We start from the raw sequence: 25265 nt of genomic DNA, 5'->3' as shown, positions 1-25265 counted from the left end.
TGGGTGGAAATCTTCCCAGCTTATTCTCGGCACACAGAAATTCCGACTTTGGCTGCTTTCTTCCGAACCTGACCGAGTAAACCGGACACCGTTGCGAGAGACCGAGAAGATTTCCATTGATATCGCAATGCGATTAGGTGGGCTATTATGCAAGAATTGGCCCTGTATTGCAAAGGTTAATTTATCAATTCAGTGAATTTGACGAGAAAATCAACCGCACTTTTAAGGTAAAACCATGAACTATCTCCAATACTACCCTACCGATGTTGTAAATGGCGAAGGCACCCGTTGTACCCTTTTCGTTAGCGGCTGTACACATGGTTGCCGAGGTTGTTACAATCAAAAGAGTTGGTCTTTTGATAATGGCGTATTATTTGATCAGGCGATGGAACAACAAATCATCAATGATTTAAAAGATACGCGCATTAAACGTCAAGGGCTCACACTTTCTGGTGGGGATCCGATGCATCCACGTAATGTCGAAGCCTTACTTCCTTTTGTACAACGTGTAAAAAAAGAATGTCCCGATAAGGATATTTGGGTGTGGACGGGTTATAAACTGGATGAACTTGATGATTATCAACGTCAAATGTTGCCTTATATTGACGTGCTCATTGATGGAAAATTTATACAAGAACAGGCTGACCCAAGCTTGGTTTGGCGTGGTTCAGCCAATCAAGTGATTTATCGTTTTAAGGTTTAACCAAATAAGGTTAAGCTATTCTGCCAAGCCGTTTCTTTGATCACTTCAGCATTTTCACTTCTTAAACTACATAAAGCGTCAAAGGTGTGAACAATCCGCTCTGGTCGGTTAGGTTGCCCTTGAAAGCCAAATACGGGCATATCTGGTGTATCCGTTTCTAACACCAATGCCTCTAATGGTAACTTGGCAATCGCTTGACGCGTTTTATTCGCGCGTTCATAAGTAATTGTGCCGCCTACGCCAATTTTATAGCCTAAATCCACAAATCTTTTTGCTTGCTCATAACTTCCTGAAAAACCATGCACGACACCACATTTTGGCAAATTGGCTTGTTTTAAAAAGCGGAATAATTGCTCGTGGGATTTTCGACTATGTAAATTAACCGACAGATTGTACTTCTTCGCTAAATAAAGCTGGCTCTCCAAAAAGAGCTGTTGCTTTTGCCATAATTCATCCATCAATAACTCTGGAATCGCACACTCTAAACCAATTTCTGCTACGGCTGTACAATTTTGATCACGTACAGATAACGCCGCATCCAATTTCTCTAAATCATGCTCTTGATGTTCTTTGATATAAAGAGGGTGTAACCCAAGTCCACAATAAAGATGCTCAGGGAAAAGTGCGGTCATATTTTGGATTGTTTTAAAATCCGATTCTTTTACCGCCACAATCAAGATTTTCTGCACATCAGCTTGCTTAGCGTTCTCTACGAGCTGAGCTAATGGCTCTCCCGTGTCATGATGAAGATAATCGAGGTGGGTATGAGTATCGAAGAAAGGCATAACGTTATTTCACTTAAGAAAAAAGGTGTGTAGATTACGCATCCACACACCGAATTAATTATTCAACAGAAACGGATGTAATCACCACATCTTCGGTCGGAACATCTTGGTGGAAGCCTTTATTACCGGTTTTTACTTTTTTGATTTTATCAACCACATCCATGCCTTCAACCACTTCACCGAATACGGCATAGCCCCATTCTTGTACCACTTCACGGCCAAACATCTCTTTTGAACGGTAGTTTAAGAAGTCATTATCTGCCACGTTAATGAAGAATTGTGCCGTTGCAGAATGTGGATCAGAGGTACGCGCCATGGCGATTGTGCCACGTTTGTTACTTAAACGATTGTTAGCTTCATTTTGGATCGGTGCGTTTGTTGCTTTTTCACGCATTCCGCTTTCCATACCACCACCTTGAATCATAAATCCATCAATAACACGATGAAAAATTGTGTTATTATAGAAACCGTTTTTACAATAGTTTAAAAAGTTTTCTGCAGTGATTGGCGCTTTATCAAAATCAAGTTTAATTTTAATATCGCCAAAATTTGTGTGTAATGTAACCATTTTGTTTTCCTCTTGAAAATTAAGGCATTCATTATTCCACAAATGGCGAGAAAGTGCCACAAGGAGCAGAAAAAGTACGGTCGTTTTCCAACTAGTTTTAAGAGAAAAAATATGTTAAAGATTTTTAATACCCTCACTCGTGAAAAAGAAGTGTTCAAACCTATCCATAAAGGAAAAGTGGGTATGTATGTGTGCGGCGTGACCGTTTACGATTTATGCCATATTGGCCATGGTCGTACCTTTGTATGTTTTGATGTGATTGCCCGCTATTTACGTTCTTTAGGTTACGATTTAACTTATGTGCGTAATATCACTGATGTGGACGATAAAATCATTAAACGTGCATTAGAAAACAAAGAAACCTGCGATCAACTTGTAGATCGCATGGTGCAAGAAATGTATAAAGATTTTGATGCGTTAAACGTACTACGTCCAGATTTTGAGCCTCGTGCGACGCATCATATCCCTGAAATTATTGAGATTGTGGAAAAACTGATTGCACGTGGTCATGCTTATGTTGCAGACAATGGTGATGTCATGTTTGACGTGGAAAGCTTTAAAGAATACGGCAAATTATCGCGCCAAGATCTTGACCAATTACAAGCCGGTGCACGTATTGAAATTAATGAAATCAAGAAAAATCCAATGGATTTCGTGCTTTGGAAAATGTCGAAAGAAAACGAACCAAGCTGGCCATCGCCATGGGGTGCTGGTCGTCCAGGTTGGCACATTGAATGTTCAGCGATGAACTGTAAACAACTTGGTGAACATTTTGATATTCACGGCGGTGGTTCTGATTTAATGTTCCCGCACCACGAAAATGAAATTGCGCAATCTTGCTGTGCTCATGGTGGTCAATATGTGAATTATTGGATCCATTCTGGCATGATCATGGTAGATAAAGAAAAAATGTCGAAATCCCTCGGCAACTTCTTCACTATTCGTGATGTATTAAACCACTACAATGCAGAAGCGGTGCGTTATTTCTTACTAACAGCACACTATCGCAGCCAGCTCAACTACAGTGAAGAAAACCTGAATTTAGCACAAGGTGCATTAGAACGTTTGTACACCGCTTTACGTGGCACCGATCAAAGTGCGGTTGCTTTTGGTGGTGAAAATTTTGTGGAAGCCTTCCGTGAGGCAATGGATGATGATTTCAATACACCGAATGCCCTTTCTGTCTTATTTGAAATGGCGCGTGAAATCAATAAATTGAAAACTGAAGATGCAGAAAAAGCCAATGGTCTTGCTGCTCGTTTACGTGAATTAGCGGGTATCTTAGGTTTACTTCAACAAGATCCAGAAAAATTCTTACAAGCTGGTTCTGACGATGATGAAGTCGCAAAAATTGAAGCGCTTATCAAACAACGAAACGAAGCCCGTGCCGCTAAAGATTGGACTGCAGCAGATGCGGCACGTAATGAACTTACGGCAATGGGTATCGTGTTAGAAGATGGCGCCAACGGCACGACGTGGCGTAAACAATAATCTCGCAATTTTTCACATCAATTTTCCATTTTTTCAAACTCAAGGTGTAGCTATTCCGCTCAACCTTCATTCAGGTAACTCAAAGTATGAGTCGCCTAGGTAACTGTTGGGATAATGCTCCAATGGAGCGTTGGTTCCGCAGCTTTAAATATGAATGGATGCAAGAGGGCGACTATCTAACCTTGGGGCAAGCGATGGACGATGTGAGAGCTTATGTGATGTATTACAATTTTGTTCGCCCACATCGTTACAATCAAGGTTTGGCGCCTGTTTTAACAAAAAAAACCTATCGGGGACTGTTGAATTAGCTGATCACTACATTAATCAGTAAAAGATAAAAGGGCGAAGATTATTAGAATCTTTGCCCTTAATGTTATCTGCATTTTTACAAAAAATAATATTTTCAATTTTTTGAAAAAAAGTGTAAGAAAAAAGGCTTATCTCCGACTAATAGAATAACTAGGAAGCATTTCCTACCATAATGAACTAAATAGTTTCATAAAATAGGTAATCAATCAGAGGAAAAAATGAAAGATTGTAAGATGCAAGGTATCAGCAGCGGCGTGAGTTTATTGATTTTACGCTTTTTTCTTGCGTGGGAATTTTTAGAGGCAGGGTTAGAAAAATGGAATGGTCAAAATTGGTTTACTGAAATACAAGATCGTTTTCCTTTTCCATTTAATCTTATTCCAGCCGATATTAATTGGCACGTTGCAATGGGATCTGAATTAATTTTCCCATTCTTGCTGATATTTGGGGTGCTAACACGTTTTAGTGCATTAAGTTTAACGATTTTAATCTCTGTCGCGTGGTATAGCATTCACGCCGATTCAGGTTATAACGTTTGTGATAATGGTTATAAATTACCCTTAATTTATGTGGTAACTTTATTAATCTTAATTACGCAGGGAGCAGGGAAACTCTCTTTAGACACGCTTATTAAGAAGGTTTATCCAACTAAAAGCTGGTTGAAATTCCTCTAACTATATATTCAATATCAAATTCTAGGAGATTTAAATGAAAAAATTATCCACTTTAGCCGCATTAGCAGGAGCATTAACGATGACAGTAGCTACTGTTGCACACGCTGAGCCAAAATCAAGCAGTACAGATAAAGCTGCAACACCTTGTGTGGGTGATAAATGTGTGAAAACAAAAGCAGCAGAAGGTAAATGCGGAGAAGGCAAATGTGGTGCAAACGAAACGAAAGCCGCAGAAGGTAAATGTGGTGCGAGCAAACCAAAAGCTGCAGAAGGTAAATGTGGTGAAGGTAAATGTGGCTCTAAATAATCGTATTTTAATCTAGATGCCATCCATAACACTGGTGTAAATTTACATCAGTGTTGTATTAAAAGGAGTAAATAATTATGTTACAAGGTGCAGGATTAGGGTATCGTCGAGATTTAGCGGATGATTTTTTGAATTTATCATCAAATAATGCGATTCAGTTTATGGAAGTTGCTCCAGAAAATTGGGTAAAAATGGGAGGAGCTGCTCGTTATAAATTTGATCAAGCCGCTGAAAGATATCCACTTGCGGTACACGGACTATCACTTTCATTAGGCGGGCAAGCACCACTTGATCGCGAGTTATTAAAAAATACTAAAGCATTAATGACTCAATATAATTCGACATTTTTTTCTGAACATTTGAGTTATTGTGAATGTGAAGGGCATTTATATGATTTATTACCTATGCCATTTACTGAAGAAGCTGTAAAACACGTAGCACAGAGAATCCGCTATGTGCAAGATTTTTTAGGATTACAAATTTCATTAGAAAATACCTCTTATTATTTACACTCTCCCACCAGCACAATGAATGAAGTAGAATTTTTAAATGCTATTGCACAAGAAGCGGATTGTAGTATTCATTTAGATGTGAATAATATTTATGTAAATGGCATCAATCACGGTTTACTTGATCCTTATGTTTTTTTAGATCAAGTAGATGTGAAACGTGTCAATTACATTCATATAGCAGGACACGACGAAGAACATTCTGCCGCACAAGTTGTGGAGGATTTAGAAGGAGAATCATTTAATAAAATAAAAGGGGCATATCGCTATTTACCAGAGTTATTAATTGATACACACGGTGAGGCAGTAAAAGGTACTGTGTGGGATTTATTAGAATATGCCTATCAACGACTACCTGTCATTCCGCCAACATTATTAGAGCGTGATTTCAATTTCCCTCCATTTGCAGAACTTTATGCTGAAGTTGAACATATTGCACAACTACAGCAAAAATATGCTCAAAAAGAGGTAATATCCTATGCAGCCTAAACCTTCGCTTATTGAAACACAAAAAGCACTTGCCACAGCAGTTCGATTGGCTAATGCTCAACCTCTAAATGGTTATGCTCCGAATCGCCTTGCTGTTTATGCTCGTTTAGTTCGAAATAACATCTTTGGTTTTATTGACCGTTGTTTTGTTGAAGCGCCTAAACACGTTTCTGCTGAGAGTTGGTCTCAGACAAAAGAATTTTTTGTATTAAAAGGAAAATCACATTCGCCTTATTTTCAAGATATTGCTGGAGAATTTCTCTTATTTTGTCAAGAAAAAGAGAGTTTTGACGCCAATATACTGGCATTGATGGATTTTGAAAATACTCAATTACTTGCAGAAGTTTCTTTAGCAAAAGTACCTGAAAAATTTGAGTGGAATAAGTATAGCGTAATGCAGTTATCTGATGCAGCTTATTTAAAAAGCTATGAAGTCGATTTTTTATCAAGCGATTTTAAACAATTTGATGAAAACCCTATGCAAGCTGTTATATGGCGGGATAGCGATTTTAATATTCTGCAACAACGCTTATCTGAACTTGACTTTTGGCTATTAAGTTATATACAAGAACAACCTTCGTCTTTAGAAGAGGTATTATCTGCCTTAAATACAGTTGTTGAAGATAGCACTCCCTTAATTCCATTATTGGAAAACACCTGGGTGAATTGGATTAATGCTGAAGTGCTTTATCCCAAAGTATGAGTCGCCGAGGTAACTGTTGGGATAATGCCCCAATGGAGCGTTGGTTTCGCAGCTTTAAATATGAATGGATGCAAGAGGGCGACTATATAACCTTGGGGCAAGCGATGGACGATGATTTCAATACGCCGAACGCTCTTTCTGTCTTATTTGAAATGGCTCGTGAAATCAATAAATTGAAAACTGAAGATACAGAAAAAGCCAATGGTCTTGCTGCTCGTTTACGTGAATTAGCGGGTATCTTAGGTTTACTTCAACAAGATCCAGAAAAATTCTTACAAGCGGGCTCTGACGATGATGAAGTCGCAAAAATTGAAGCGCTCATCAAACAACGCAACGAAGCGCGTGCTGCTAAAGATTGGGCTGCTGCAGATGCGGCTCGTAATGAACTCACTGCAATGGGAATTGTGTTAGAAGACGGCCCTAACGGCACGACGTGGCGTAAACAATAATCTCACTTTGATACAAAAACTGCGGTCAAATTGACCGCAGTTTTTCTTTTAAGAAGAAAGCATTACATTTTCGGTTTTTCCATTGTTTTTGCTTTTTTCTTCATTTCTTTTGCTTTCATTTCTTTTGTTTTCATATCATCAGATTTCATTCCTTCTGATTTCATATTATCCATTTTCATGTCGTGAGATTTCATATCATGAGATTTCATCATCCCATCAGATGCCATTTTGTCATTTTGCATTGGCATAGCGTCTTTTGTCATCGGCATGGAATCTTTTGTCATCAGCATGGAATCTTTTGCCATCGACATTTCATTAGATTTCATATCGGTCGCATAAAGACTGGTTGCGAAGAAAAGTGCAGCAATAGCAGTAAAGGTTGTTTTTGAAGTAATATTTTTCATTTTGAATCTTCCTTAATTTGTGAATAATTAGCATTGGATGGAAAGGTTTCCCCTTTCATTATCATTAGACGAATGAGAAATCTATTTCTTACACTTTTTTCAAGGAAAAAATATGGACACTGGAATTTCCAATAAAGACTTGGCTCAAATTAGAGAGCAAATGCTGAAATTTGCCACATTACAGGTGGGCGATTCTGTATTAGCTGAAGATTTGGTGCAAGAGAGTTTTTTAAGTGCATTTAACCATCTTGAGCAATTTAAACGACAAGCGGCATTTAAGACCTGGGTCTTTGCTATCTTAAAAAATAAAATCATTGATTTTCTTCGCCAGAAAGGCAAATTAGTGCTAGAAACCGAAATTGAAGATGAAGAACAAACTAATCATTTCTTTGATGAAGGGGGCCACTGGAAAGCTGAACATTCTCCACTCGATCTCGAACTGAGCGAAAGTGCGGTCTATTCTGAAGAATTCTGGCTGATTTTTGAAACTTGCTTAACTTGCCTGCCAGCCAAACAAGCCAAGATTTTTATGATGAGAGAGTTTTTGGAATTATCTTCCGAAGAAATTTGCCAAGAAAATCAACTAAGCATAAGTAACTTGCACACGACACTCTATCGTGCTCGCTTACAACTTCAAAACTGCTTATCTCATAAACTTTAAGGAGTGATTTTATGAAATGTCGCCAAGCGACTCGACTCATTTCAGATGCGCAAGAACGCTCATTAATGACTAAAGAAAAAATTGGGCTCAATTTGCATCTTGCCATCTGTACACATTGCCGTAAATTTCAACGAAATTGTGGCACATTGAGAAAATTAATGAAGGATTTCAAAGGATAAAAAAGCGGAAGAGAACTTCCGCTTATTACTCTATTACTTCGCCATTAATGCTGTTGCACGTGAAATCACTTCTTTGACTTCATCATCCGTCAATTTACCTTCTTTCACAAATTGCACCTTGCCGGTTTTATCAAGCAAAATAATCACGCTGTCTTTTTCACGTAATCCCCACGCATTTTTAACCGCACTTTTATCATCTAAAATCACTTGGCTATGGGCATTTTCTTTTTTGCCTTTTTCTGCGCTACTTTTCACAAACATACCCGTGCCCACAACGGCATCATCAGCATTAATAATGGTCGTGGTTTGATATTTGGCTTGGTTAAAATGAGCTGCTTTGATGGCTTCGATCATCGCTTGATTTTTCTCTTTTGCCGCACTTCTGCCTGCAATATGCTGAATCACACGGACTTTGCCAGGTAATGCCGTTGAGCTCCACGATTTATACGCTACATCATTGCCATTTAAAGTGATTTCGCCTTTATCCGAAACCGTTACATTGGCTAAAAGTTGATTAGGTTGAATATTGTGAGCGAATGTATTGGCTGAGATTAAACTCCCCATCACAGCGCTCAAAAGCATGATTTTTTTCATAAATACCTCATAAATTCCGTGAAATGCCCATTTTTTGGCGAATAGTCACTTTTTTGTTATACTCCGTGCGCATTATACTTTGCTTAAATCAGATAAAGAAGGAAAAAGAAATGGATCAAATGCCAGCTTGCCCAAAATGTAAAGGTGAATATGTTTATCACGATTCTGTGAATTTTGTTTGCCCTGATTGCGGTAATGAATGGAATGGTAACGAAGCAGTTGAAGCCGATGAAGATCAACTGATTGTTAAAGACAGCAACGGTAATTTATTAGCCGATGGTGATGATGTACTTTTGATTAAAGATTTGAAATTAAAAGGTTCATCTGAAGTGTTGAAGAAAGGCACGAAATTCAAAAATATCCGTTTAGTTAACGGAGATCACAATGTCGATTGTGGCAAAATCATGTTGAAATCAGAGTTCTTGAAAAAAGCTTAAGAATTCTCAATAAAAAGAGCGGTCGATTTTAACGTTGTTTTAAATCGACCGCTCTTTTTTTATTTTCGTTATACCTTCGCAGGCTTCACTATTTCACTTGGATAACAACCAAGCACTTTCAGATAATTACTGAATTGCTTAAGCTCTTCCAAGGCAATTTGGGTATCTGGATGATGAATATTTCCTTCAATCTCCAAATAAAACATTTCCTCCCAAGGCTTGCCATAAATAGGACGAGATTCAAGCTTGGTCATATTAATACCGTGCTTTTTAAACACAAGTAAAGCATCCACCAAAGAACCCGCTTGTTGCGATGTTGTCATCAACAATAAAGTTTTCGTGTGAATTTGCGGTGAAACTTCTCGAGCTTGTTTTGCCACTACAATAAAACGAGTAATATTGTTTTCTTGATTCGCAATATTATGTTTTAACACATGTAAGCCGTAAAGCTTGCCGCCATCTTCATTGCCCAGTGCCGCAATATTCGGTTTATTCAAGCTTGATACAAGCTGCATTGCATGAGAGCTACTTTCGCAAAACTCAATATGAACACGCTCAAGGCTTTGAATAAATTGACTACACTGCTGGATTACCTGTGGATGGCTATAAAGCGTATCAATTTTGCTTAAATCATCTTGCTCATTCACTAAAACACAGTGCTTGATAGGATAAGCCAGCTCGCCTACCAAAGATAAGGTGGTATGTTGAAGCAAATCATAAACTTCATTAATTGCACCTGACGTAGTGTTTTCTAAAGGCAGTACACCATAATCAGCTTCTCCACTTTCAACCTTTTCAAAAATTTGAGCAAAGGAATCACAACTGATTTCAGCAAACTGCTGATTATAACGAGCCGCATAATTACGTGCAGCCAAATTAGAGTAAGAACCACGCTTGCCTAAAAAAGCAATATGTAACGTTTCTTCTCGTTGCTCATTGAGTTTTTTCTGCAAATACACTTGCTGTGTGAGCACAGAATCTTCAATGATTTTTTGGAAGACTGATGTAATATACTGTGGTTCAAGCTGATAATTTTGACTTTCAGCAAATTGCACAAGCTCTTGTAAGAGCTGTTGCTCACGCTCTAAATCGCGCAATGCTTTTTGCGTCACTTCTTTACTTCTTACTACATCATATGCCAGTCTATGGCGCTCTGAAAGCAGCTTTAACAAGCTGCGATCAATTTGCGTAATTTGCTGACGAATTTCTGATAAATCTAATGCCATTTCATTCCTTATTTAAAGGTTACTTCATTATGAGGGATGTATTTTTCAGCATTAATAGGTGAATTTTTCTCAAAAAATTCTTTTAAAACATCCGCATCAATAAAACCAGTGTTTACGAAAGTTGGATTTTTTGTCATGACTGGATAACCATCTCCACCCGCCGCATTATAACTTGGTAAAGAAATACGGTAAGTTTTATTTAAATCTAATGGTTTACCTTGAATTTTCACATTTTCAACTTTCTTATCTGCACGATTCACTGTCATGCTGATACCTGAATATTGCGCATAGGCACCAGAATCTACTTCTTTCAATGCCACCACATTTAAATAATCCAGTAATTCTTTACCGGTTAGTTCAAAATAACTCACAATATTACCAAATGGATGGATTTTTAAAATATCTTTATAAGTTACATCACCTTCTTGGATAGAATCACGAATACCACCTGAGTTCATGATACCAATGTCTGCTTTCGCTTTTTGACGTTGTGCTTCTGCAATTAAGTGACCAAGGTTAGTTTGTTCAAAACGAATAATGGTACGGTCGCCTTCTAACTTACCTTTTAGTTTACCCACTTTTTGGCTTAATAAAGCATCACCTTTATCTTGGTAAGATTTTAAAAGTTTTTCCATTTCTGGATCTTGTGGAATCTCTTCTGCGTAATTTACGTATTCCGTTTTACCGTCTTCTTTTTTCACTTTCTTCTTCAAGTTCACTGGAATTAATTGATAATTCACTAATTTTAATTCACCATTTTTGAACTCAAAGTCAGCTCGACCAACATATTTGCCCCATTCAAAGGCCTGCATAATCCAAGTACCATTTTGGAAATCTGGTTTACATGGCTGAGTAGGTTGATAATCTTTAATCCATACGCCTTTTTCATCCACGCAAATCGGATCATGGCTATGGCCACCGATAATCATATCGAATGCGCCTTTATCTAAATTACGTGCAAGGCTCACATCACCCGGCGCATTTGAACCATGTTTCGCATCATAATAATAGCCCATATGTGTTAAAGCGATTTTTACATCTGGCTTAACTTTTTCATTTAGCTCTTTTAATGTGGCTTTTGCTACCGTTGTTGGATCTTCAAACTTCACATTGTGAAGGTATTCTGGGTTACCTAATTTTGCAGTATCTTCTGTGGTTAAACCGACCACTGCAATTTTAAGATCTTGTTTATTTAAAATCGTATAAGGCTTAACTAAGGTTTTACCTGTTTTCGTATTAATCACGTTTGCAGATAAGAATGGGAAGTTTGCCCATTTTTCTTGCATATCAAGAATTTGTAGTGGATTATCAAACTCGTGGTTACCTAATACAGTTGCCTCATAGCCCATTGCGTTCATTGCTTTAATATCAGGTTCTGCTGTTTGCATATCTGACTCAGGTACACCAGTATTAAAATCACCTGCATTTAATAAAATGAGCGAGCCACCTTTTTGCTCGACTTCAGCTTTTACGCGATTAACAATTGTTTTGTGAGCAGGAAAGCCATATTCACCTTTTGCATTCGGCCAAAAATGTCCGTGCGTATCATTCGTGTGCAATATGGTAAATTGATAGGTTTTATCCTGTTCATATGCCATTGCCGCAGAAGTTGCTAGCACAAGAGGAAGCACGGTAAATAATTTTTTCATATAAAAATACCTCTATTTTTGACCGCTCTTTACCTTCGCATAAAACAAAAATAACAGAGCAAGATAGGAAATAAAAAAGCTATACTCCCGAAAGAAGTATAGCTTTTCAACAAAACATTGTTAGATGAGTACCTGTGCAGGTGCAACATAACCTTGTGGAACTTGTTTCTTATCTTCAAAGGTAACAAATTCCCACGCTTCCTGATCAGCTAGTACTGCACGGAGTAACTTATTATTTAAACCGTGACCCGATTTATAAGCTTTAAAATCACCGATGATGTTATAGCCACACATATAAAGATCACCAATTGCATCAAGCATCTTGTGACGAACTAATTCATCTCTGAAGCGTAATCCGTCTTCATTTAAGATTCGGTAATCATCTAATACGATAGCATTATCTAGGCTACCACCCAACGCAAGACCTTGAGATTGAAGATACTCAATATCTTTCATGAAACCAAAGGTTCTTGCACGACTGATTTGATGTACGAACGCTTGTGCAGAGAAATCCATCACATAATTACGTACATTTTTACTAATCGCTGGATGATTAAAGTCGATTGTGAAATCTAAACGGAAACCATTGTAAGGTTTAAATTCTGCCCATTTATCACCGTCTTCTACTCGTACATTTTTCTTAATACGAATAAATTTTTTCGGTGCATTTTGTTCTTCAATACCTGCGTCTAAGAGCAAGTAAATGAATGGGCTTGCACTACCGTCCATGATTGGAATTTCAGGTGCATCAACTTCAATAATAATATTATCGATACCTAAACCTGCTAATGCTGCGTTCAAGTGTTCTACGGTTGAAACACGCACACCTTGTTCATTCACAAGTGCAGTACAAAGCATCGTATCACGCACAGAATCCGCATTCGCAGGAAAAGTCACCGGCGGATTAAGATCAGTACGGCAATAAATCACACCAGTATTCGGCATAGCCGGGCGCAACGTTAATGTTACTTTTTTACCGCTATGTAAGCCTACACCTGTGACTTTAATGCTTTGTTTTAATGTTCTTTGTTTAATCATCTCTTTTACCTTATTGCTTCACAACAAGATTACTTCTACTCTTATTTCTCATCACGACCAAATGATGCCGGATTAAAGAAATTAGGATTATTTCTTAACTGTTCTAAACGGCTTGGATCAAGCGGTTTATTTAAGTTACCGTATTGCGGATTTTGTTCCTGTGCTGGTTCTGGCTGTGGATTATGTCTTAATGCATCTAAACCATGTAAACCAACTGGCGGTTGTGGTTGAATCGTTTCTTGTGCTACTGGTTGTTGAACTGGCGCTTGTTGTACTGCTGCTTGAGGACGAGCAATAACAACTGGCTCAGCCGCAACAACATCACCTAAACCTGTTGCAACGATCGTGACACGAATTTCATTGCTCATTTCAGGAACTAAACTGGTACCCACAACGATAGTTGCGTCTTCTGATGCAAAGCTACCTACTGTGTCACCCACCACGTTAAATTCGTCAAAGCCGAGATCCATACCTGAGGTAATATTAACAAGAATACCTTTAGCATTAGAAAGATCGACTTTCTCTAATAAATCATTTTTAATCGCAAGACGCGCCGCTTCTTCTGCACGACCTGCACCTGGTTCACTTTGAGCTGAACCGAAACCAATCATTGCTTGGCCCATTTCCGACATAACGGTTCTTACGTCTGCAAAGTCCACGTTGATTAAACCAGGAGAGGTAATCATATCGGAGATGCCCATAACAGAGTTACGTAATACGTCATTTGCAGCAGCAAAAGCATCAATTAACGTTGCATTTTTCGGGAGAACTTTTTGGATTTGTTGGTTAGGAATAATGATCATTGAATCCACGTATTGTGAAAGATCTTTAATCCCTAATTCAGCAAATTGCATACGTTTTTTGCCTTCAAAGCTAAATGGCTTAGTAACAACAGCAACAGTTAAAATACCTAATTCTTTCGCAACTTTAGCGACGATTGGTGCGGCACCAGTACCTGTACCACCGCCCATACCGGCAGCGATAAAGACCATGTCTGCACCTTCAAGCATTTTACGGATTTCTTCTTGGTCATCTTCAGCCGCTTTACGACCTACATTTGGGTTTGCCCCCGCTCCAAGACCTTTCGTTGTTGCTCCACCGATTTGTACAGTTTGTTGAACTTGGCTTTTGCGTAATGCTTGCGCATCGGTATTCACCGCATAGAATACGATTTTACCGTGTTCTTCGCTATCAATTGCACTTTCGCCCAAGAAATTACCATTGAATTCTTGTTGCACCATGTTAGCAACCATGTGGTTAACTGCGTTACCGCCGCCTCCACCGACACCGACAACCTTAATCAGTGCACCTGTTTGCTCTTCAAAATCACCATACTCTGGGTATAACATTTGCTGTTCTCCGTTACTGCTAATACTCTGCTAGCACATTAATAAAAGTTAAATTTTTTCTATTGTAAATGAAAAAGCCAAAATGATCAAAATTCTGATTTCACTTTATTGAAAATATTTTTAAGGCCTTTCCAGAATTTTTTGCCTAATGCTTCATCACCATAGTTACTATCCACAGGATCATTATCACTATTTTGATGATGGTATTGTAGTAATCCCACTACAGTTGAATATTGTGGGCGATTCACATAATCGGTTAACCCCGTAATATTTAATGGACTACCAATACGTACCTGACAACCAAATACACTTGATGCACAATCTTTTAAGTCTTCAATCTGTGCACCACCACCGGTGATAACAACACCCGCAATTAATTCAAATTTAATATGTTTGGTTTCTAAATCTGCTTTGAGCTTATCTAATTCGTCCTTAACAACGCCTAATAGTTCAATATATCTTGCTGAAGTGATTAAAGATAAATCACTTTTTGTTAAAGCGCGTGGTGCTCGACCACCAATGCTTGCCACTTCAATTTTCTTATCACCATGTAAACGTGCCGGATACAATGCACTCGCATAATTCACTTTAATGCGCTCTGCCTCTGCACGAGAAACGGTACATGCATGAGCAATATCGTTCGTTACAATATTTCCTGCGTAAGGAATAACCTTGCTGAAACGCAATGAGCCATTAGTGTAAACCATCATATTCATGGTGCCTGCACCGAAATCAACTAAGCAAACACCAAGATCTTTTTCATCTTCAGTTAAAACAGAATGTGTTGCTGCAAAGCCGGAGAACACAACTTTATCAACTTGTAATCCGCAACGCTCAACTGCTTTTTTCAAATTATTTTGCCAGTCTTGATGACAAGCAATTAAGTGTACGTTTGCTTTTAAACGAACACCTTGTAAACCTAATGGATTTTTAATATTAACTTGTTTATCTACGGCATATTCTTGTGGAATGATGTGTAATAAAGAAAGACCCTCAGGTAATTTCACTGAGCTCGCTGTATGTAAAGCATCATCAATTTCATCTTGAGTTACTTCATTTTCAGAAATAGCAACAAAGCCGCTCTCATTCAGGCTTTGAATATGTTCACCTGTAATCGCAAGAGTCACGCTCATAATTTGGCAATCGGCCATTGATTCAGCTGCTTCAATGGCACGTTGGATAGAATTAACAACGGCATCTAAATCAGTAATACTGCCACGATCAATCCCTTTTGATGGACAACTGCCCACGCCAAGTACATTTACTACGCCATCAGGAAGGACTTCCCCAACGACAGCAACAACTTTTGATGTACCAACTTCAAGACCTACAATTACTTTCGGTTCCAACTCTTTTGCCATTTTCTTATTACACCCAATGAATTATTTTTTATTTCTCTGTCAATCCAACCGCTGCTGATGCAGATGCATAGCGCAAATCTACATAATCAATTCGTTTACCTTCAGGCACTTCAATTTGTGGGTAAATCGTTACAAATCGATCTAATTTTGGTTTCCAATCTCCACGCCCAAGTTTCAATACTATATCATTATCTAGCGTAACTTGCCACGCACCGCGATCATCAATTCGAACACCTTTAACCACTAAATTTTTGGCTTTAAAATCGGCGAAAATTTGATTCCAAGCTTCTAATACTTTCAAGCTCTGATAATCTGGGCCACCTAAATAAGGTAAAGCTTTTTCTTTTAACTTATCCATTGGTAATTGGAAAACCGTTCCCTCTTTTGTGACGAACTCTGTTTTATTCCAAATTGCAACTGGCTGATATTCTGATAGCCAAATACTTAAACGATTTGGCCAAATTTTACGGACTACCGCACCTTTTACCCAAGGAATCGTTTCAAGCTGCTCTTGAATTTGCTTAACGTCTTGTCCCCAAAAGCCCTTGAGAGAGCCCATTTTGAGCAACACATCTTGCACATCCGGATAAGTGGTAAATTCATTTTGGCCCACTAATGCATAGGCAGTAATTTTTCTATCACCGTCTAAGCTTTCAAGCCAACTCTGCCAGTTTGAATAAACGAAATACCCTAGCCCCGCACAAAGTAACACCAAAGCAAGTTTAATCTGCAACATAAAACGGAATTTACTTTCTCCGTTAAATGAGCGACCAAATTGCGTTGGCGGTGTATTTTTGCGCTTAATTACATTCATTACGCACTCAACTCCAAAATTTTCACGACGAGTTGTTCAAATGAAATACCGACTGTTGACGCAGATTTAGGGAACAAACTGTGACTTGTCATGCCAGGGTTCGTATTTACTTCGACTAAACGGAAATTACCTAGTGCATCAGTCATCACATCAATGCGGCTCCAGCCACGACAACCCACGACGTCATAAGCTCGTTTAACTAATTTCGCTAATTCTTCTTCACCTTCAGCTGAAAGGCCGGCAGGACAAAAATATTGAGTATTATCTGAAATATATTTCGCATCGTAATCATAAAACTCACCTTCTGGCACAATGCGAACAGCAGGCAATACTTCGCCACCTAAAACAGGTACCGTTAATTCATCGCCAGCCAACCATTCTTCAATCAAAATGGTATTATCAAATTTAAGTGCATAATCGACCGCACTTTTTAATTCTTCGACTGCTTTTACTTTCGTTAAACCCACACTTGAACCTTCAAGAGATGGCTTAACCATCAAAGGTAAACCTAACTTTTCGACCACAGCTTGTGGGTTTAGTTCGTGAGCGTTTTCTTTGGTCACGATCTCCATATCGGCAACAGGTAAACCGAAGGCTTTCCATAACATTTTGGTACGCATTTTATCCATGGTTAACGCTGAAGCCATCACGCCACAACCAGTGTAAGGCAAACCGATTTGTTCTAATAAACCTTGCATGGTGCCATCTTCACCACCACGACCATGTAAAATGTTAAAGACACGATCAAAACCATCAGCCTTTAAATTCGCGACATTATATTCTTTAGGATCGATACCATGTGCATTATAACCTTGGCTCACTAATGCGTTTAACACGGCTGCGCCAGAATTAAGAGAAACTTCACGTTCAGCTGATGTGCCGCCTAACAACACAGCAATTTTTTCTTGTTTTAAATTCATTGTTTTATCCTGTTTTCTTTTTATTCTTCATCAAAAGTGCGGTTATTTTTCAGTGTATTTATGCTTTCCAACGCTCAGCTAAACCACGAGAAATTTTGCTTACACTTCCCGCACCTTGGGCAAGAATTAAATCACCATCTTGAATAATTTGATCTAATACATCGCCAAGTTGTTCCGTATCAGAAACTAAAATAGGATCGACTTTTCCTAGATTACGAATAGAACGACAAAGTGCTTTACTATCTGCACCGACAATCGGCGCTTCACCTGCCGCATAGACGTCTAACATAATCAATGCATCCACTTGGGATAATACTTGCACGAATTCATCAAATAAATCGCGAGTACGTGAATAACGGTGAGGCTGGAAGATCATGACTATACGTTTATCCCCCCAACCTTCGCGTGCCGCTTTAATTGTTACATCAACTTCTGTTGGGTGATGGCCATAATCATCTACTAAGCGTACTTTACCATTTGGACGAATAAACTCACCTAATTGGTCAAAACGTCTGCCCGCACCTTGGAAATCAGCAAGTGCTTCTAAAATCGCATCATTACCAATGCCTTCTTCTTTTGCTACTGCAAGTGCTGCCGTCGCATTTAACGCATTGTGTTTACCTGGCACATTCAATAATACATTGATGCGTTCACCACTTGGGCAAACTACGGTGTAATGGCCTTGGAAACCCGTTTGTTCATAATCTTCGATACGATAGTCTGCATGTTCACTGAAACCATAGGTTAACACTTGGCGTCCAACTTGAGGAACAAGTTCCATTAATACCGCATCATCTGCACACATAACCGCTAAACCGTAGAATGGTAAGTTATGTAAGAACTTCACGTAGGTGGCTTTCATTTTTTCAAAATCACCGCCGTACGTATCCATATGATCCGGTTCAATATTGGTTACCACAGAAACCATTGGTTGCAAGTGTAGGAAAGACGCATCACTTTCATCTGCTTCTGCGATTAAATAACGGCTTGCACCTAAATGCGCGTTTTTACCGGCAGATTTAACTAAACCACCATTAACGAAAGTTGGATCCAGTTTCGCTTGAGTATAAATCATCGAAATCATGGCTGTCGTTGTGGTTTTACCATGGGTACCAGCTACTGCAATACCATGACGGAAACGCATAATTTCAGCTAACATTTGTGCTCGCTGAATCACGGGAATACGATTTTGTTTAGCGGCAATTAATTCTGGATTATCTTCATGGATCGCGCTTGATACAACAACAACACTTGCCCCTTGCACATTTTCCGCTTGGTGACCAATGAAAATTTTTGCGCCAGCTTGAGCAAGACGCTGAGTCACGACACCATCTGCAATATCAGAACCAGAGATATCATAACCTTCATTTAATAAAATTTCGGCAATCCCACTCATACCGGCACCGCCGATACCAATGAAATGAATTTGTTGAACCCGACGCATCTCAGGAATAATTTTTCTAATCTCGTCCGAAATATGTTTCATATTATTTCACCTTTATTTTTAACCGCACTTTTAGGTTAAGGGTTTTTATTTACTATCCCTCAACTTCTCTGTTCTTATTTCGCATTCTCTACAATGACATCAGCTACACGTTTAGCCGCTAATGGTGCTGACATTTCTTTTGCCTTAATCGCCATCGCTAACAAGGTTTCACGATCTGTTTTTTCTAAGAAATCAACTAACACATCCGCATTTAATTCATTTTGCTGAACGATTTTTGCTGCACCGACATCGGCAAGATATTTTGCATTTAAATATTGTTGTTGATCTTTGTGCTGGAATGGCACAAAAATTGCTGGAGTCCCCACTGCAGCTAATTCACATACTGTTAAGGCACCAGAACGACAAATCACCACATCCGCCCACGCGTAAGCTTCTGCCATATCATCAATAAATTCTGTAATTTTGACCGAACCAGCGTGTTCACCATAAAGTGCGGTCACACTTTCAACTGAACCTTTACCCACTTGATGACGCACTTCTAATTTATCGGCTAAACGCGCAACCACTTGTGGAATCGTTTGATTGAGTACTCTAGCCCCTTGGCTTCCCCCCACGACGAGCACTCTCAATTTTCCACTTCTTTCTGAAAAACGCGCTTGTGGTGATGGCATTTCAAATAAATCTTGGCGAACCGGGTTTCCTACCACTTCAGCATCTTTGAATGCCGTTGGGAAAGCTTGTAAAACTCGGGTTGCAATTTTTGCTAACCATTCATTGGTTAAGCCAGCTACGGCATTTTGTTCATGTAAAATAACCGGCACACCACAAAGTTTTGCCGCGATGCCACCTGGGCCAGATACATACCCCCCCATACCTAATACGGCATTAGGTTGATATTCTTGAATAATTTTACGAGCTTGCAATACTGCTCTTAAAATAGCAAAAGGCGCGCCAAGTAATGCTTTAATGCCTTTACCACGCAACCCTGAAATTTGAATAAAACGAATTGGAATACCATGTTTTGGTACAAGTTGTGCTTCCATTCGATCTTTTGTGCCTAACCAGCAAATTTCCCAACCTTCTTTTTGTAAAGTTTGAGCAACCGCGATGGCGGGGAAAACATGTCCACCAGTACCACCCGCCATAACTAATAATTTTTTACTCATAAATATTCCTAATCATCTCTCAAACGAGCTTGACCACCTCGTTGTAATCTATTTTCATGGTCAATACGCAATAAAATCCCTACAGTCGCCGACATAATAATGATACTTGAACCACCGTAACTCACTAATGGGAAAGTTAAACCTTTTGTTGGTAACATCCCTAAGGCCATGCCTAGATTGACAAAACCTTGGAAGAAAATCCAGAAACTAATACCTAAAGCAAAAAAGCCACGGAAACGTTGTTCTAACATGAGTGATTCTCTTCCGATTTTCATCGCTCGGAAAATCAGTAACCCTAAGAGAATCACAACCACTAAAATACCAATAAAACCGAACTCTTCACCAATAATCGCCATGATAAAGTCAGTATGTGCTTCAGGAAGATAATCGAGTTTTTGAATCGAGTTACCGAGTCCTTCCCCACTAATTTCACCACGACCAAAGGCCATCAAAGAGTTAGTCAGCTGAAATCCTGTTCCGTAAGGATCTTTAAACGGCTCTAAGAAACCGGTAAAACGTTTTAAACGATAAGAGGCGGAAAGAACCAACCAAACAAAGAGAAGTATGCCTGTACCAATTAGCAAAATAAATTGCCAAAAATTTGCACCGACAATAAAAAGCATGCCAAAGGTAATAACGAAAAGTACAACAGTACTCCCTAAGTCTGGTTGAGCTAATAAGAATACCCCTAATACCCCCATCACAATGAAAGGCTTAGCTGCACTGAATTTTTTACCACGTACTTCATCATAACGACGCGTAAAATAGCTCGCGAGGAAACAGGTTAACGCTAACTTCGCAAATTCTGCGGGCTGGAAATTTAAAATCCCTAAAGAAATCCAACGTTTTGCCCCATTAACAGAAGTACCAATACCAAGAACCAGTATTAATAAAACAATGGCTAATAAGAAAATTTTAGCGTGCCACTTTTCCCATTGAGAGGAAGAAATTTGGAGCGTTAAATAGCAGGTTGCAAAAGAAAGCAAAACATAAACGGCATCACGTTTTGCAAAATAGAATGTATCATTAAATACGCGTGCACTGTAAGGCATCGAAGCAGAAGTTACCGCCACTAAACCAATCAGCAAGAGCACGACAAAAAGCCAAAACAATGCGCGATCGTAAAGTAATCCTTGAGGAGTCACTCTCGCCCATTGTTCATAATGTTGTTTAATTTTATTGATAAATTCCATTACTACCCTAATTCTTTAAGCTAATTTTGCTAAACGAGTAAACTCTTCGCCACGTTTTTCAAAAGAGGCAAATTGATCCAAACTTGCACAAGCAGGAGATAATAACACCATATCACCTGATTTTAAACGTGGTCGTAAAAATGAAATGGCTTGTTCCATGGTTTCAAACAAATGGCTTTGACTTGAAAGTGCTGCAAGTTGTTTACCATCACGACCAAAACAATATGTTGAAATATGAGGTTGATTGATTAAATCAGCGAGTTCAGAAAAATCTGCGCCTTTACCATCACCACCTAATAAAAGATGTAATGTTCCTTCAACATATAAACCAGCCAATGCCGCAACGGTACTGCCGACATTAGTCGCTTTAGAATCATTGATCCAACGAACACCATTCGCTTGATGGGCCAATTGGAAACGATGATCTAGGCCTTTAAATTGACGAAGTGCGGTTCGAATTGCCTCTAAATTTATGCCTACTGCTTGCGCTAATGCTGTTGCGGCTAAAATATTCATGTAATTATGACGACCAACTAAAGTGGCTTCACTACAAGGTAAAATCACTTCTTCTTTCGCCATTAAGTACTGTTTACCGTTTTCGGTTTTTAGCCAGTAATCAGCTTGATTTTCAGCAAAAGACACTACTTTCTTAGCTTGATTTTCACCTTCGCCAAAAGTGAGTTTGTCTTCTAAATTCACCACCGCAGTTTCTGCATTGTGGTAAATGCGTAATTTGGCTTGACGATAATCTTCTAAATCCACATAGCGATCCATGTGATCTTCAGTCACATTAAGCACAGTCGCTGCAGCCGCTTTCAAACTGTAAGTAGTTTCAAGTTGGAAACTGGAAAGCTCTAATACATAAAGATCGCAATCTTCATTTAATAATGACAACGCAGGGATGCCAATGTTTCCACCCATGCCCACTTTTATTCCCGCAGCTTTCGCCATTTCATAGACTAATGTTGTTACAGTGCTTTTACCGTTAGAGCCTGTAATCCCGACAATTGGCTTGGTGGCAGCTCGACAGAATAACTCAATATCCCCAATCACTTCCACACCCGCTGAAAGTGCGGTCTGAATTTCAGGTGTTTTTACTGCGAGCCCTGGGCTAATGACAATAATATCACTTTCAAGTAACCATTGTTGATTTAGGCTACCTGTATGTAAGGGAACATTTTTAGGTAATTTATCCGCACCTGCTGGATGTTGGCGTGTATCAATCACACGAATATTAGCTTGTTGAGATTGAAGATATTCAACGCAAGAAAGGCCTGTTTTTCCAAGGCCTATAATGGTGATAGTTTTATTTTGATATAGAGTTGTCATGTTGTTTTTCTTCTCTCGTATTCTGGGATCACGCAGGGTGCAACAAGTGCACCCTACAAAATTATCTTAGTTTGAGCGTTACAAGCCCCATCAACACCAACATCAAGGAAATAATCCAAAACCGGATAATCACTCTAGGTTCTGGCCAACCTTTTAATTCAAAGTGGTGATGAATTGGTGCCATTCTGAAAATACGTTGTTTTCTTAACTTGTAAGAACCTACTTGTAAAATTACAGACAAGGCTTCAACAACAAATACACCGCCCATAATCACTAATAAGAATTCTTGACGAACAAGGATGGCAACGACACCAAGTGCACCACCTAGTGCAAGAGAGCCGACATCGCCCATAAAGACTTGAGCCGGATAAGTATTAAACCATAAGAATCCTAAGCCTGCACCTACGATTGCGGTACAGAACACCACGACTTCTGAGCTATATTTGATATAAGGGATATGTAAGTATTCTGCGAAATTCACGTTACCGGTCGCCCATGCAATCAAAGCAAATGCACCAGCCACTAACGCTGTTGGCATAATTGCAAGACCATCCAAACCGTCGGTTAAGTTTACCGCATTCCCTGTGCCCACAATCACAAAGTAAGACAACACAATATAGAATAGACCTAATTGTGGCATGATATCTTTAAAGAATGGAATTACTAAACGAGTTGCATCGGTATCATGACCTAACCAATACAACCAAATGATCGCCACTAATGCCACCACTGACATCCAGAAATATTTCCAACGCGCAATTAAACCATCGGTATTTTTACGTGTAATTTTACGGAAATCATCCACAAAGCCAATGGCACCATAGCCAAACAATACAAATAAGCAAATCCAGACGTAAGGATTCGCTAAGTTAGCCCATAATAAAGTACTAACACCGATGGAGAATAAAATCATCACACCGCCCATGGTTGGCGTACCTTTTTTCGCAAAGTGACTTTCAGGACCGTCATTACGCACTTCTTGGCCAAATTTTAAAATTTGAAGGCGTTTGATCACTTTCGGACCAATCCATAAAGAAATAAAAAGTGCGGTTAATAATGCCAAAATCGCACGTACGGTAATATAGGAAATGGCATTGAATGCCGTTTCATAGCGAACTAAATATTCAGCAAGCCAAACTAACATAAGCTATCCTTTAATGAATAAATCGTCTCTTCCATTTTCATTGAGCGCGAGCCTTTCGCTAATACGACGACTTTTTGGTTTTCTTGTAATTTCTGTTTAATAATATCTAACGCATAAGCTGTCAATTCAGCTTTATCTGTAAAATGTTTTCCCAAAACAGCCTCAGAAATGACCGCACTTTCTGTTCCATAAGAAAGCACTAAATCTAATTTAGCTTGTTTTGCATGCTCGCCCACTTGTTGATGACATTTTAGGCTATCCTCGCCTAATTCTTTCATATCGCCCACAAGTAGAATACGGAAAGCATCGTAACCTTTTAAAACATCAATCGCCGCTTGTAAAGAATCCACATTTGCATTGTAAGTATCATCTAATAGCAACAGATTTTCATTCACTTGAATCGGGAATAAACGCCCTTTTACTTGAGAACGGTGTTCAAGTCCTTCTTTAACATCAGCAAGACTTGCGCCGACATTCATAGCAAGTGCGGTCGCTGCCAAGGCATTTTTTACATTATGCTCACCTAAATAAGGTAAATTAATTTCAATGCTGCCTTTGGGTGAAACTAGCGTAAACGTTGAGCCATTAGGTGAATGTTTGACATTTTCAGCTTTGTAATCGCCACCATTAAAATATTGAGTAGCATGTGAACCAATTTCTTTTTGCCACAATTCAATATAATTATGTTCACTGTTAATAATGGCTACACCATTTGGGGTTAAACCACGATAGATTTCCCCTTTCGCACGAGCAACACCTTCAATTGAACCAAAACCTTCTAAATGTGCGGCTGCTACATTATTCACTAATGCGGCTTCTGGTTGCGCAAGATGCGTGGTGTAATCAATTTCGCCTTGATGATTTGCACCTAACTCAATAACAGCAAATTTATGTTGTTCTGTTAAGCGTAATAACGTTAATGGTACGCCAATATCGTTGTTGAAATTACCGTTTGTGAATAACATAGCTTCAGGATTGCCTGCTGTTTGTTGCAGTATGGATGCTGTCATCTCTTTCACCGTAGTTTTACCCGATGAACCTGTCATCGCCACGGTACGAGGATTAATTTTTTCACGTAACCATTTTGCTAATTGACCAAGAGCTAAGCGCGTATCTGCAACAACTAATTGTGGCGTTGCAATTTCGGTGTTGGCTTGTTGCACAACTAAGGCTGTCGCACCTTGCTCAACGGCTTTATCTAAGTATTGATGTGCATCAAAATGCTCACCTTTTAATGCAAAGAAAAGCGAGTTGGATACCGCTTTACGCGTATCCGTATTGATATTTTCAACAACGACCTGCTCATCGCCAATAAGATCAGCATTTAAAATTTGGGTAAGTTGTTGGGTAGTAAGTTTAATCATTCT

General features: G+C 39.0%; 26 protein-coding genes, 1 other RNA gene and 2 pseudogenes. 11 read left to right on the top strand and 18 right to left on the bottom strand.

Features of this window, described 5'->3' with window-relative positions; genetic code table 11:
- Positions 1-9: 9 nt before the first annotated feature.
- Positions 10-108, bottom strand: an RNA gene (gene ffs / locus INP94_RS06055) — signal recognition particle sRNA small type.
- Positions 109-235: 127 nt separating this feature from the next.
- Between ffs and nrdG the strand changes: the two genes are divergently transcribed.
- Positions 236-703, top strand: coding sequence for an anaerobic ribonucleoside-triphosphate reductase-activating protein (gene nrdG / locus INP94_RS06050; protein ID WP_197542998.1), 468 nt, complete (start codon positions 236-238; stop codon positions 701-703).
- Here the strand turns inward: nrdG and INP94_RS06045 are convergent.
- A complete protein-coding gene (locus INP94_RS06045; RefSeq protein ID WP_049366231.1) occupies positions 700-1488 on the bottom strand; it encodes a TatD family hydrolase in 789 nt (262 codons plus the stop codon). The two genes, nrdG and INP94_RS06045, sit on opposite strands and share 4 nt — an antisense overlap.
- Before the next feature lie 58 nt (positions 1489-1546).
- The gene (locus INP94_RS06040; RefSeq protein WP_005699853.1) at positions 1547-2056 is read right to left on the bottom strand and encodes a peptidylprolyl isomerase; all 510 of its coding nucleotides are present in this window, start codon (positions 2054-2056) and stop codon (positions 1547-1549) included.
- Positions 2057-2167: 111 nt separating this feature from the next.
- On the opposite strand from INP94_RS06040, the gene cysS reads away from it, so the two are divergent.
- The 7 genes and pseudogenes from cysS to INP94_RS06005 form a co-directional block, all read left to right on the top strand.
- On the top strand, positions 2168-3547 hold the full coding sequence (gene cysS, locus INP94_RS06035; RefSeq protein WP_065244317.1) for a cysteine--tRNA ligase: 1380 nt from the start codon (positions 2168-2170) through the stop codon (positions 3545-3547).
- 71 nt (positions 3548-3618) lie between these two features.
- A pseudogene (locus INP94_RS06030) lies at positions 3619-3855 on the top strand (integrase core domain-containing protein); the annotation flags it as partial.
- A 234-nt stretch (positions 3856-4089) separates the two neighbouring features.
- Complete coding sequence (locus INP94_RS06025; protein WP_005699852.1) at positions 4090-4530, top strand: HvfX family Cu-binding RiPP maturation protein; 441 nt, start codon at positions 4090-4092, stop codon at positions 4528-4530.
- Positions 4531-4564: 34 nt separating this feature from the next.
- A complete protein-coding gene (hvfA, locus tag INP94_RS06020; protein WP_005699875.1) occupies positions 4565-4837 on the top strand; it encodes an oxazolone/thioamide-modified RiPP metallophore HvfA in 273 nt (90 codons plus the stop codon).
- A gap of 77 nt (positions 4838-4914) precedes the next feature.
- Positions 4915-5835 (top strand): HvfB family MNIO-type RiPP peptide maturase, encoded by a 921-nt coding sequence (locus tag INP94_RS06015; protein ID WP_009501044.1) that lies wholly within the window; start codon positions 4915-4917, stop codon positions 5833-5835.
- Positions 5825-6538, top strand: a complete 714-nt coding sequence (locus INP94_RS06010) for an HvfC family RiPP maturation protein (RefSeq protein ID WP_014065046.1) — start codon at positions 5825-5827, stop codon at positions 6536-6538. Before INP94_RS06015 ends, INP94_RS06010 begins: the two co-directional genes overlap by 11 nt.
- Positions 6523-6987: pseudogene (locus INP94_RS06005) on the top strand (DALR domain-containing protein); the annotation flags it as partial. The gene INP94_RS06010 and the pseudogene INP94_RS06005, both read left to right, overlap by 16 nt.
- A gap of 62 nt (positions 6988-7049) precedes the next feature.
- Here the strand turns inward: INP94_RS06005 and INP94_RS06000 are convergent.
- On the bottom strand, positions 7050-7391 hold the full coding sequence (locus INP94_RS06000) for a hypothetical protein (RefSeq protein ID WP_197542996.1): 342 nt from the start codon (positions 7389-7391) through the stop codon (positions 7050-7052).
- Positions 7392-7503: 112 nt separating this feature from the next.
- Between INP94_RS06000 and INP94_RS05995 the strand changes: the two genes are divergently transcribed.
- Both INP94_RS05995 and INP94_RS05990 read left to right on the top strand, forming a co-directional pair.
- Positions 7504-8052, top strand: coding sequence for a sigma-70 family RNA polymerase sigma factor (locus INP94_RS05995; protein WP_197542995.1), 549 nt, complete (start codon positions 7504-7506; stop codon positions 8050-8052).
- Between the two features lie 11 nt (positions 8053-8063).
- Positions 8064-8231 (top strand): zf-HC2 domain-containing protein, encoded by a 168-nt coding sequence (locus INP94_RS05990; protein WP_049366225.1) that lies wholly within the window; start codon positions 8064-8066, stop codon positions 8229-8231.
- 33 nt (positions 8232-8264) lie between these two features.
- On the opposite strand, the gene INP94_RS05985 is transcribed toward INP94_RS05990, so the two are convergent.
- A complete protein-coding gene (locus tag INP94_RS05985) occupies positions 8265-8825 on the bottom strand; it encodes a YtfJ family protein (RefSeq protein ID WP_049366223.1) in 561 nt (186 codons plus the stop codon).
- Between the two features lie 110 nt (positions 8826-8935).
- On the opposite strand from INP94_RS05985, the gene INP94_RS05980 reads away from it, so the two are divergent.
- On the top strand, positions 8936-9262 hold the full coding sequence (locus INP94_RS05980; RefSeq protein WP_049371882.1) for a zinc ribbon domain-containing protein YjdM: 327 nt from the start codon (positions 8936-8938) through the stop codon (positions 9260-9262).
- A gap of 68 nt (positions 9263-9330) precedes the next feature.
- Here the strand turns inward: INP94_RS05980 and pheA are convergent, their stop codons facing one another.
- From pheA to murF, 13 genes are all read right to left on the bottom strand, one after another.
- The gene (pheA, locus tag INP94_RS05975) at positions 9331-10488 is read right to left on the bottom strand and encodes a prephenate dehydratase (RefSeq protein WP_070868835.1); all 1158 of its coding nucleotides are present in this window, start codon (positions 10486-10488) and stop codon (positions 9331-9333) included.
- A gap of 8 nt (positions 10489-10496) precedes the next feature.
- On the bottom strand, positions 10497-12137 hold the full coding sequence (gene ushA, locus INP94_RS05970) for a bifunctional UDP-sugar hydrolase/5'-nucleotidase UshA (protein WP_197542994.1): 1641 nt from the start codon (positions 12135-12137) through the stop codon (positions 10497-10499).
- Positions 12138-12257: 120 nt separating this feature from the next.
- The gene (gene lpxC / locus INP94_RS05965; protein WP_049384409.1) at positions 12258-13175 is read right to left on the bottom strand and encodes a UDP-3-O-acyl-N-acetylglucosamine deacetylase; all 918 of its coding nucleotides are present in this window, start codon (positions 13173-13175) and stop codon (positions 12258-12260) included.
- 41 nt (positions 13176-13216) lie between these two features.
- Entirely contained in the window at positions 13217-14524 is a 1308-nt protein-coding gene (gene ftsZ, locus INP94_RS05960; protein WP_005696524.1) for a cell division protein FtsZ, read from the bottom strand.
- Between the two features lie 86 nt (positions 14525-14610).
- A complete protein-coding gene (ftsA, locus tag INP94_RS05955; RefSeq protein WP_005697680.1) occupies positions 14611-15885 on the bottom strand; it encodes a cell division protein FtsA in 1275 nt (424 codons plus the stop codon).
- Between the two features lie 28 nt (positions 15886-15913).
- Positions 15914-16699, bottom strand: coding sequence for a cell division protein FtsQ/DivIB (locus tag INP94_RS05950; RefSeq protein WP_197542993.1), 786 nt, complete (start codon positions 16697-16699; stop codon positions 15914-15916).
- The gene (locus INP94_RS05945) at positions 16699-17619 is read right to left on the bottom strand and encodes a D-alanine--D-alanine ligase (protein WP_197542992.1); all 921 of its coding nucleotides are present in this window, start codon (positions 17617-17619) and stop codon (positions 16699-16701) included. The genes INP94_RS05950 and INP94_RS05945 overlap by 1 nt, the downstream gene beginning before the upstream one ends.
- A gap of 58 nt (positions 17620-17677) precedes the next feature.
- Positions 17678-19105, bottom strand: a complete 1428-nt coding sequence (gene murC / locus INP94_RS05940) for a UDP-N-acetylmuramate--L-alanine ligase (RefSeq protein WP_197542991.1) — start codon at positions 19103-19105, stop codon at positions 17678-17680.
- Between the two features lie 74 nt (positions 19106-19179).
- Positions 19180-20232 carry an undecaprenyldiphospho-muramoylpentapeptide beta-N-acetylglucosaminyltransferase gene (murG, locus tag INP94_RS05935; RefSeq protein WP_197542990.1) on the bottom strand — a complete coding sequence of 351 codons (1053 nt, stop codon included), beginning with the start codon at positions 20230-20232 and terminating at the stop codon, positions 19180-19182.
- 8 nt (positions 20233-20240) lie between these two features.
- On the bottom strand, positions 20241-21425 hold the full coding sequence (gene ftsW, locus INP94_RS05930) for a putative lipid II flippase FtsW (protein WP_197542989.1): 1185 nt from the start codon (positions 21423-21425) through the stop codon (positions 20241-20243).
- A 15-nt stretch (positions 21426-21440) separates the two neighbouring features.
- Positions 21441-22754: a UDP-N-acetylmuramoyl-L-alanine--D-glutamate ligase gene (murD, locus tag INP94_RS05925; RefSeq protein ID WP_197542988.1), complete on the bottom strand. Its 1314-nt coding sequence runs from the start codon at positions 22752-22754 to the stop codon at positions 21441-21443.
- A gap of 61 nt (positions 22755-22815) precedes the next feature.
- On the bottom strand, positions 22816-23898 hold the full coding sequence (gene mraY, locus INP94_RS05920) for a phospho-N-acetylmuramoyl-pentapeptide-transferase (protein ID WP_014065029.1): 1083 nt from the start codon (positions 23896-23898) through the stop codon (positions 22816-22818).
- On the bottom strand, positions 23892-25262 hold the full coding sequence (murF, locus tag INP94_RS05915; RefSeq protein WP_197542987.1) for a UDP-N-acetylmuramoyl-tripeptide--D-alanyl-D-alanine ligase: 1371 nt from the start codon (positions 25260-25262) through the stop codon (positions 23892-23894). Before murF ends, mraY begins: the two co-directional genes overlap by 7 nt.
- Between the last annotated feature and the right edge of the window lie 3 nt (positions 25263-25265).

This window comes from Haemophilus parainfluenzae (assembly GCF_014931395.1).
Lineage (GTDB): Bacteria > Pseudomonadota > Gammaproteobacteria > Enterobacterales > Pasteurellaceae > Haemophilus_D.
This window is presented reverse-complemented; position numbering and strand designations above follow the sequence as displayed.

Bases quoted from the DNA above. Each gene is read 5' to 3' on its own strand.
- murG (WP_197542990.1), bottom strand. From the start codon at position 20,232: ATGAGTAAAAAATTATTAGTTATGGCGGGTGGTACTGGTGGACATGTT.
- ftsW (WP_197542989.1), bottom strand. From the start codon at position 21,425: ATGGAATTTATCAATAAAATTAAACAACATTATGAACAATGGGCGAGA.
- murF (WP_197542987.1), bottom strand. From the start codon at position 25,262: ATGATTAAACTTACTACCCAACAACTTACCCAAATTTTAAATGCTGAT.
- INP94_RS06015 (WP_009501044.1), top strand. From the start codon at position 4,915: ATGTTACAAGGTGCAGGATTAGGGTATCGTCGAGATTTAGCGGATGAT.
- INP94_RS05980 (WP_049371882.1), top strand. From the start codon at position 8,936: ATGGATCAAATGCCAGCTTGCCCAAAATGTAAAGGTGAATATGTTTAT.
- INP94_RS05945 (WP_197542992.1), bottom strand. From the start codon at position 17,619: ATGAATTTAAAACAAGAAAAAATTGCTGTGTTGTTAGGCGGCACATCA.
- INP94_RS06000 (WP_197542996.1), bottom strand. From the start codon at position 7,391: ATGAAAAATATTACTTCAAAAACAACCTTTACTGCTATTGCTGCACTT.
- INP94_RS05995 (WP_197542995.1), top strand. From the start codon at position 7,504: ATGGACACTGGAATTTCCAATAAAGACTTGGCTCAAATTAGAGAGCAA.
- INP94_RS05985 (WP_049366223.1), bottom strand. From the start codon at position 8,825: ATGAAAAAAATCATGCTTTTGAGCGCTGTGATGGGGAGTTTAATCTCA.
- ftsA (WP_005697680.1), bottom strand. From the start codon at position 15,885: ATGGCAAAAGAGTTGGAACCGAAAGTAATTGTAGGTCTTGAAGTTGGT.
- INP94_RS06025 (WP_005699852.1), top strand. From the start codon at position 4,090: ATGCAAGGTATCAGCAGCGGCGTGAGTTTATTGATTTTACGCTTTTTT.
- mraY (WP_014065029.1), bottom strand. From the start codon at position 23,898: ATGTTAGTTTGGCTTGCTGAATATTTAGTTCGCTATGAAACGGCATTC.
- INP94_RS06010 (WP_014065046.1), top strand. From the start codon at position 5,825: ATGCAGCCTAAACCTTCGCTTATTGAAACACAAAAAGCACTTGCCACA.
- INP94_RS05950 (WP_197542993.1), bottom strand. From the start codon at position 16,699: ATGAATGTAATTAAGCGCAAAAATACACCGCCAACGCAATTTGGTCGC.
- ftsZ (WP_005696524.1), bottom strand. From the start codon at position 14,524: ATGTTATACCCAGAGTATGGTGATTTTGAAGAGCAAACAGGTGCACTG.
- INP94_RS06040 (WP_005699853.1), bottom strand. From the start codon at position 2,056: ATGGTTACATTACACACAAATTTTGGCGATATTAAAATTAAACTTGAT.
- INP94_RS06045 (WP_049366231.1), bottom strand. From the start codon at position 1,488: ATGCCTTTCTTCGATACTCATACCCACCTCGATTATCTTCATCATGAC.
- ushA (WP_197542994.1), bottom strand. From the start codon at position 12,137: ATGAAAAAATTATTTACCGTGCTTCCTCTTGTGCTAGCAACTTCTGCG.
- INP94_RS05990 (WP_049366225.1), top strand. From the start codon at position 8,064: ATGAAATGTCGCCAAGCGACTCGACTCATTTCAGATGCGCAAGAACGC.
- nrdG (WP_197542998.1), top strand. From the start codon at position 236: ATGAACTATCTCCAATACTACCCTACCGATGTTGTAAATGGCGAAGGC.
- murD (WP_197542988.1), bottom strand. From the start codon at position 22,754: ATGACAACTCTATATCAAAATAAAACTATCACCATTATAGGCCTTGGA.
- murC (WP_197542991.1), bottom strand. From the start codon at position 19,105: ATGAAACATATTTCGGACGAGATTAGAAAAATTATTCCTGAGATGCGT.
- hvfA (WP_005699875.1), top strand. From the start codon at position 4,565: ATGAAAAAATTATCCACTTTAGCCGCATTAGCAGGAGCATTAACGATG.
- pheA (WP_070868835.1), bottom strand. From the start codon at position 10,488: ATGGCATTAGATTTATCAGAAATTCGTCAGCAAATTACGCAAATTGAT.
- cysS (WP_065244317.1), top strand. From the start codon at position 2,168: ATGTTAAAGATTTTTAATACCCTCACTCGTGAAAAAGAAGTGTTCAAA.
- lpxC (WP_049384409.1), bottom strand. From the start codon at position 13,175: ATGATTAAACAAAGAACATTAAAACAAAGCATTAAAGTCACAGGTGTA.